General features: G+C 56.6%; 9 protein-coding genes. 5 read left to right on the top strand and 4 right to left on the bottom strand.

Going from position 1 to position 6,265, the window contains the following annotated elements:
- The coding region (locus ACT3UQ_RS19385) for a hypothetical protein (protein WP_444637783.1) at nucleotides 1–343 on the top strand (343 nt) is incomplete at its 5' end.
- 63 nt (nucleotides 344–406) lie between these two features.
- Here the strand turns inward: ACT3UQ_RS19385 and ACT3UQ_RS19380 are convergent.
- Both ACT3UQ_RS19380 and ACT3UQ_RS19375 read right to left on the bottom strand, forming a co-directional pair.
- Nucleotides 407–958 (bottom strand): TetR/AcrR family transcriptional regulator, encoded by a 552-nt coding sequence (locus ACT3UQ_RS19380; RefSeq protein ID WP_219843933.1) that lies wholly within the window; start codon nucleotides 956–958, stop codon nucleotides 407–409.
- Nucleotides 959–965: 7 nt separating this feature from the next.
- Complete coding sequence (locus ACT3UQ_RS19375; protein ID WP_105553854.1) at nucleotides 966–1,787, bottom strand: alpha/beta fold hydrolase; 822 nt, start codon at nucleotides 1,785–1,787, stop codon at nucleotides 966–968.
- Nucleotides 1,788–2,084: 297 nt separating this feature from the next.
- Here ACT3UQ_RS19375 and ACT3UQ_RS19370 point away from each other — a divergent pair, with 297 nt between their 5' ends.
- On the top strand, nucleotides 2,085–2,471 hold the full coding sequence (locus ACT3UQ_RS19370; RefSeq protein WP_096253787.1) for a RidA family protein: 387 nt from the start codon (nucleotides 2,085–2,087) through the stop codon (nucleotides 2,469–2,471).
- Nucleotides 2,472–2,540: 69 nt separating this feature from the next.
- Here the strand turns inward: ACT3UQ_RS19370 and ACT3UQ_RS19365 are convergent, their stop codons facing one another.
- The gene (locus ACT3UQ_RS19365; protein WP_096253786.1) at nucleotides 2,541–3,008 is read right to left on the bottom strand and encodes a VOC family protein; all 468 of its coding nucleotides are present in this window, start codon (nucleotides 3,006–3,008) and stop codon (nucleotides 2,541–2,543) included.
- Here ACT3UQ_RS19365 and ACT3UQ_RS19360 point away from each other — a divergent pair.
- The 3 genes from ACT3UQ_RS19360 (at nucleotide 2,959) to ACT3UQ_RS19350 (ending at nucleotide 4,836) form a co-directional block, all read left to right on the top strand.
- Nucleotides 2,959–3,402 carry a MerR family transcriptional regulator gene (locus ACT3UQ_RS19360; RefSeq protein WP_444637782.1) on the top strand — a complete coding sequence of 148 codons (444 nt, stop codon included), beginning with the start codon at nucleotides 2,959–2,961 and terminating at the stop codon, nucleotides 3,400–3,402. The genes ACT3UQ_RS19365 and ACT3UQ_RS19360 overlap by 50 nt on opposite strands.
- A gap of 114 nt (nucleotides 3,403–3,516) precedes the next feature.
- Nucleotides 3,517–4,263 carry a formylglycine-generating enzyme family protein gene (locus ACT3UQ_RS19355; protein WP_105553855.1) on the top strand — a complete coding sequence of 249 codons (747 nt, stop codon included), beginning with the start codon at nucleotides 3,517–3,519 and terminating at the stop codon, nucleotides 4,261–4,263.
- Nucleotides 4,264–4,356: 93 nt separating this feature from the next.
- Nucleotides 4,357–4,836 (top strand): NUDIX domain-containing protein, encoded by a 480-nt coding sequence (locus ACT3UQ_RS19350; protein ID WP_105553856.1) that lies wholly within the window; start codon nucleotides 4,357–4,359, stop codon nucleotides 4,834–4,836.
- Nucleotides 4,837–4,938: 102 nt separating this feature from the next.
- Here the strand turns inward: ACT3UQ_RS19350 and ACT3UQ_RS19345 are convergent, their stop codons facing one another.
- Nucleotides 4,939–6,213, bottom strand: coding sequence for an amidase (locus tag ACT3UQ_RS19345; protein ID WP_444637779.1), 1,275 nt, complete (start codon nucleotides 6,211–6,213; stop codon nucleotides 4,939–4,941).
- Between the last annotated feature and the right edge of the window lie 52 nt (nucleotides 6,214–6,265).

Here is a 6,265-nt window from a genome sequence, read left to right as displayed (position 1 = left end):
GGCCACACCCGATGAAGCTGCACGTGGAATTGCGTTAATCATGCGAAACGAGCTGGGGTCGGCTTTGCCTGAAGCAATGTCGAAAACCCATTTGGTTGGTGCTCCGCAGAATCATCCAATGTCGCCGGAAGCTGGGTACGGGCTGGGACTTATGACGCGCGGTCTACCTCCAGTTGTTGTTGGGCATGGCGGGCAAGGCCCGGGGTTCAATCACTTCGCTGCAGTCAGTTCCGATGGTTCTCGCTGGTGCGGAGATACGAGCGCGCAGGAAGGTGAAGATCAGGATTTGATCCGTCGATGCGTGGCCGCTGTGACCAACGATGATCTCACGGTGTCCCAGTAAAGGTTCCCCCATGGATAGGTAGTCGCGATTCCATCGCTACCCCTTACCCCTGATGTACAAGCATCACCGAGACCAAGTGTCCAGGGCCACGACGACGCTCTCCGTCAGTCTGGCGAAGCTGCGCTCCAGGTCCACAGGAAGCTCGAATGCCCCGCGCGTTTCAAGGTCAACGAAGCCATGGAGCGAGGACCGAAGGAATCGTGTGGCATCCACGGCGTCGTCCCCGAGGAGCCCGTAGCCCTCGAGGACGTTGAAAACGACGTCAGAGATTGACGATGAGACACAAGCGTCATCGTCGTCGCCGGAAGCGGGCGCATGTACCGTCATCGGGTACTGTCCGGGATGTTGCAGTGCCCAACGACGATAAGCAAGCGCCAGCGCCCTGATGGCATCGTCTCGGGAGCGTCCGATGGCAGATTGTCCGAGGACGTGGGCCAGACTCGTTTTGGCACGAAGCATGATGTCGCGTTGCAGGCCTGGCATTCCGTCGATGTGTTTGTAGAGGGATGGGGTCCGCACACCTAGGCTCTCTGCCAGGACGGAAAGGCTCAATCCGTCAAGGCTACGGTCATCGAGAATCAGCGCCGCCCGCTCGACGACTATCGTTCTGTTCAATCCGGGCCTAGACATGATTGTTGAGCGCGCTGAGGAACTTGATAATAGCGGTCGAGGTAATCCCTGGTTGCTGCGATTGGGGATAGTGGCCGGCATCGGGAATGATGACGGCAGATCCGTGAAGTGTATGCGCGATCCAGTCTGCTTCGGCCGTGGGGTCCTTGAAGTCCGGGTCTTTCTCGCCCATGAGGACAAGCGTCGGCGAATCCACCGCGGCTAGGCATTCGCCTGCCCGCAGGTGGTCGGTGCGCGTGGTGAGGCAGAAGGCCCTTCTGTAGCCGGGTCGTTTCATGCTCTTGAATGCTGCCTGGCGGTATTCGGCGAAGTCCGCGGGCTTGGTGCCGGCGTAGAGGGTAGGCAGGTAAGCTTTCCAAGCCGCTGGTGCCCAGGGACGTACCATCATGATCCGGAAGAGGAGGTTCTCGACGGCGTTCGTGGATGGTTGGCGAACGAAGGGGCCGATCAGGACGAGTCCACTGATGAGCTCGGGGTGCTCAGCCGCAACGATTACTGCCGCACCTGCAGCCATCGAGTTGCCGACAACGATGGCGGGACCACCCAGTTTCCGTAGCAACCCCTCGATATCCTCGGCCGTGTCGACGTCGCCGTAGCTAGGGAACGAGGCATCGCTGTCCCCGTGTCCCCGCAGGTCCGTTGTGGCAACGGTATATCCGGCGGCAACAAGCGCTGGGGTTAGGAAGCGGTATGTAGACCGCAGTTCGCCCATTCCCGGAACAAGCAGGATGAGCGGCCCTGTGCCTTGGATGTCGTAGGCAATTTTCCCCTGCGTTGGGAGCTGCAAGTATTTCGTTACGAGTCGCGATGCCATAAGGCTAATCTACTTAGCTTAGAAGATAAGTGCAATAGCCTTGAAGTTGTTGCCATGCCCCTTGCTCGGCGAAGCCTGGTGCTTCTACGCTTTGTCGTGAAATATGTGGAGCCCGAGTGTCCCACTGAACGTTCCTCTTACGGGCGTTCCTCTCGGGGACCGTCTTACGGGTCGATCTGGTCGGCACTTAAGAACCTCGATGCCAATCGACACACAGGATTGTTTCCTGATGCCCCGATATAGTGTTGGACTATTCTTAACGCCCTCATATTCTTTTGAAAGTTGAATGAAATAACCATGGCGAAGCACCATTTCAGTCCAAACCTTCACCAGTCCACGGCCCCGTTTTCACATTTCGTACAACACGGTGACACAGGGTATACCGCAGGAATCATCGGCCAGCGTACGGATGACGGGACGCTCGTTTCGGACGATGTCGCTGAACAGTGCGAAGCCATGATGAAGAACCTGGAGACGCTGCTGGGCGAGATTGAATTGAACACATCGGACCTTCTGCGCACCACAATCTATTTGACGGACTACAAGGATTTTGCAGCCATCAACGCCGTCTATGCCAAGCATTTGGAAGCGCCGTACCCGGTTCGGACAACGATCCAGGTAGCGGCGCTTCCACTCGGCGCAAAGGTGCAGATCGACACGGTTCTTCGGCTTCAGAACGCATAGTTCCGCCGCGCCGCTGAAACTTCGACCCATGTTGCGGGGTGCGCCCCGAACTTAATCGAGTCCGGGGTGTTACCTGCTTGCTGCTGTTCCAAAGCCTTCGCGGTCGGTGCGCGTTGCGATGTCTTCCAATTCCTCGAACACGGTGATCTGTTGCCCGGCGGGGTCTTCTAGCCGTGCGTTCAGAGATCGCCAGGGCGTCTCGCGTGGTTCGGCAATAACGGTTGCTCCTGCCTCAGCAAGTTTGGTGGTGACGCCGTGCCCGTCCGTGACCTCAAAGGCAAGCCGGATACCGGGGCCTTGCCGTGAGCCGGTCTCGACCTGGTCGATCATCCGCTTCTGGGCCGGGTTTGAGATTTCGAGGGTGGCACGCCCAGCGTCCAGAATCGAAACCCTTGCGTCGCCATCGCCCTCAAACGCGGCTTGTTCAGGCAGGCCCAAGGTGTCGCGGTAGAAGGCGATCGCGGCGTCGAAGTCTTCGGCCTCGACGATGACGCGTAGTTGTAGGACAGGGGCAGTTTCAGGCTGTTGTGTAGTCATGCTCGCTAGACTAGGACCTGACATCAATGTGAGGGGCAAGCGACCGATGAGAATTGGCCAATTATCCGAGGCAACCGGAGCGAGTCCACGGTCACTTCGCTATTACGAAGAACAACATCTCCTCGTTTCCACGCGATCTAGCAGCGGCCAACGCATATACACGGACGAAGCAGTGGAGCGCGTGGCACTCATCCGCGACCTTTTCCAAGCAGGGCTGTGCAGCTCGACCATTGCAGATATCTTGCCGTGCATGACCGATACAGCGTCCCAAACACCAATCCTCCGAGCGCGCTTGATCAGCGAACGTGCCATAATCTCAGATCAAATAGAAGCCATGGGAAAGACCCTGAAAGCCATGGATTCAGTCCTCGGAAACCTGCCCCTCGACGCCTGACCTAAAAATCCAGAAGTCACATTCCAGTCGACGGCAACGCGTCCCGTAGAGGGTTCCCCTTGCGGGCGCTCACTTAAAGGGCCGTCTTATGGGACGGCATGGGAGCATTATGGAATGCCTACCTTTGACCTTCGTCCGCTACCGGCCGGACAAGTGGAATTGCACGATGCGCGACGGAAATACCGTTGGACCGTCCATCTGGAACCATTCGAGATTGGAACCACCTCCGTCACAACGGCGCAGTACGCGCAACTGATGGGTACTAGCGAAACAGGCTCCGAAACACCTCTGGTAGATATGAATTGGTTGGAAGCCATCAAGTTTTGCAATGCAGCGTCAATGCATGAAGGACTTGCCCCTGCATACATCATCGAGGCAGGCGAAGTGAGTTGGCAGACCACCGCCTCCGGGTACCGCCTGCCCACCGAAGCCGAATGGGAATACGCGTGCCGCGCTGGCACCGTGGGGCCACATTATGGCCCCCTCGATGCCATTGGGTGGACAGCGAATGACAAGCTAGAAAATCCGAAAGAAGTTGGTCAAAAACTACCCAATGCCTTCGGGCTCCACGACACCCTTGGAAACGTCTGGGAATGGTGCTGGGATCTACTCGATCCGGCCCGCTACGACGATTACCGAGTCTTCCGCGGGGGAGGTTTTGCTGATAAGTCGTGGAGCGCGCGGGCTTCTACGCGTCGCGGTGGTGCGCCTGGGATGAGCCACCCGGACCTTGGTCTGCGCATGGCACGGGGTGCCTTCGACGATGCACAGGCAGCGCAAGGCTGGTCAGCCGAGGCTGATTCTGAACGGGGAAAGATAACTGGCATGCTGCCATCCGGGTGGACGCCCCGGCGATACTGAGACTGACCAAAGCAGGCCAGCCCATATACACGGCGGCGGGTGTCCCGCAGGAGGTTCCTGTGTGTCGCTGGTTTCATGTCGTAGCCTTATGCCATGCCAGTATCAGACTATGTTGCCGGGTTGAGGCAACTAATTGGGCCTCGTCTGCTGGTCCTGCCGGGAGTAACCGCAGTAATCAGGGACGATAATGCTCGTTATCTTCTGGCACTACATGTTGCAGGGAATCGATGGGGGTTGATCGGCGGAGCCGTGGAACCCCTTGAGGGACCACGCGACGCTTTGAAACGCGAAGTCTGGGAAGAAATCGGTGCTGACATTGAAATTCATTCGGTGCTTGACAGCTATGGTGGCACCAACCTGTTGAACGAGTATCCAAATGGAGATCTGGTCAGCTACGTAACGACCGTCTACCTATGTCAATTAGTAGGGGATGCGTCAGCTGTCGAGGCCGATGAAGTCTCGGACATCGGATGGTTCTCCCGGGATGAGATCCGAGAGCTCGAACGGTTTGAATGGATAGACACGGTCTTAGATGACGCTCAGCGTTTTTTCGATGCCGAAGAAGCCCGGTAGCCCTTCCCCTTATGCAGATTTCTCTAGAGCGCCCCCTCTGCAACATCTGTGGCATTCTGATTCCGTCGGACGACCCAAGGAAGGCGCAACATCAGACTAGGCTTATCCAGCCAGTTCTAGCGCTGACGCAATGCCATGGGCACTCGCGATAAGCTCCTGATCACGTCCAGCATCCGCAACGCATTGGAGACCAAAGGGTAACTTACCTAACGTGTTTGGAGCCGGTAGATTTATCGCGGGCAATCCTGCGAAACTAAACGGCGCAGACATGACGGCATTCCCTGTCGAGGAAAGGCCTTTAGGCGCAATCCCTGGCGCACTTGGTGTCACCCAAATATCAATTCCTGCACTGCTCATTGTGCTTGCGAGTTGGGCGCGGAACGAGGAACGCCATTCCGCAGATTTCCGATATTCACTAGGGGAAATGCTTTGTCCAGCCAAGATCGCTGCACCCGTTGAATCTTGATAAAAGGCAGAGTATTTTCGCCACAAGTTGGCGTGTACTTGAGCTAATTCGAATCGCTGAAACGTAGTGAGGTTCTGGTGGAGAATTCGAATATCTGGTGTGAGTTCCGCTCTGCGGATCGTATACCCAGCTGTTTGGAGTAGCTCTACGTGATATTCGAATGCACGTAGTCCTTCAGGAGACGCCGACTTGAGATAGTCGGCAGTGGGCACTCCTAAAACAGGAGGTGCTTCGCTAACTCGTTTCCTGTTTCCCCAGTCGCAAAGCACACCTGCGGCAAGATCAATAGAATCGAGATCGGCGGCAAATAAACCGATAGTGTCCAAGGACGGAGAATTTGCGATAACTCCATCGGTGGGAATCGCTCCCCAGGTAGGGCGGAAACCGACGACACCGCAATAGGCTGCTGGACGAATGATCGAACCGACGGTCTGAGTGCCAACGGCCAATGGGACTAATCCCGCGGCGACTGCTGCTGCCGATCCACTACTGGATCCGCCGGGAGTGCGTGTTAGATCTCTAGGATTACGAGTAGGGCCAGGTGCTGCGACGGCAAATTCAGCAGTCACCGTCTTGCCGGCCACGAGTGCCCCAGCGTCTTGGAGACGGTTAATGAGCGTGGCTTGCGGTCCTGCAAGCGCGTCAGGCGGAAGGCTCGAACCAGCACGGGTTTCGAGGCCGTCGACTCGGATAATATCTTTGACTCCAACGAGTGCGCCGTGCAGGAGTTTTGAATTACTGCCAGGAATAACGGCTCGATGCAGTCTGCTCATGCGGTTGTCTTCATCTACAAAGGCGTTAACATTGCCATCGTATTCGCTTATTCTGCTTAGGACCTGTTTCAAAGTCTCTGTCGACTCTTGACCATTCACTACGTCGAGTAGTGATGTCGGTTTGGGCAATGTGGTCATGGCCTATTATCTCGCACTCAATTTAGTTGTCATGCTGAGCAGATAGCAGAGT

Origin of the sequence: Glutamicibacter sp. AOP12-B1-11, assembly GCF_052379245.1 — a bacterium.
In the GTDB taxonomy this organism is placed as follows: domain Bacteria; phylum Actinomycetota; class Actinomycetes; order Actinomycetales; family Micrococcaceae; genus Glutamicibacter.
Note: the sequence above shows the minus strand (reverse complement) of the source record. Positions and strands in the feature narration are given on the sequence as shown.

What these genes read in the sequence shown, in the direction of transcription:
- ACT3UQ_RS19370 (WP_096253787.1), top strand. Translation starts at nt 2,085, where the DNA reads ATGGCGAAGCACCATTTCAGTCCAAACCTTCACCAGTCCACGGCCCCG.
- ACT3UQ_RS19350 (WP_105553856.1), top strand. Translation starts at nt 4,357, where the DNA reads ATGCCAGTATCAGACTATGTTGCCGGGTTGAGGCAACTAATTGGGCCT.
- ACT3UQ_RS19375 (WP_105553854.1), bottom strand. Translation starts at nt 1,787, where the DNA reads ATGGCATCGCGACTCGTAACGAAATACTTGCAGCTCCCAACGCAGGGG.
- ACT3UQ_RS19355 (WP_105553855.1), top strand. Translation starts at nt 3,517, where the DNA reads ATGCCTACCTTTGACCTTCGTCCGCTACCGGCCGGACAAGTGGAATTG.
- ACT3UQ_RS19365 (WP_096253786.1), bottom strand. Translation starts at nt 3,008, where the DNA reads ATGACTACACAACAGCCTGAAACTGCCCCTGTCCTACAACTACGCGTC.
- ACT3UQ_RS19360 (WP_444637782.1), top strand. Translation starts at nt 2,959, where the DNA reads ATGACGCGTAGTTGTAGGACAGGGGCAGTTTCAGGCTGTTGTGTAGTC.
- ACT3UQ_RS19345 (WP_444637779.1), bottom strand. Translation starts at nt 6,213, where the DNA reads ATGACCACATTGCCCAAACCGACATCACTACTCGACGTAGTGAATGGT.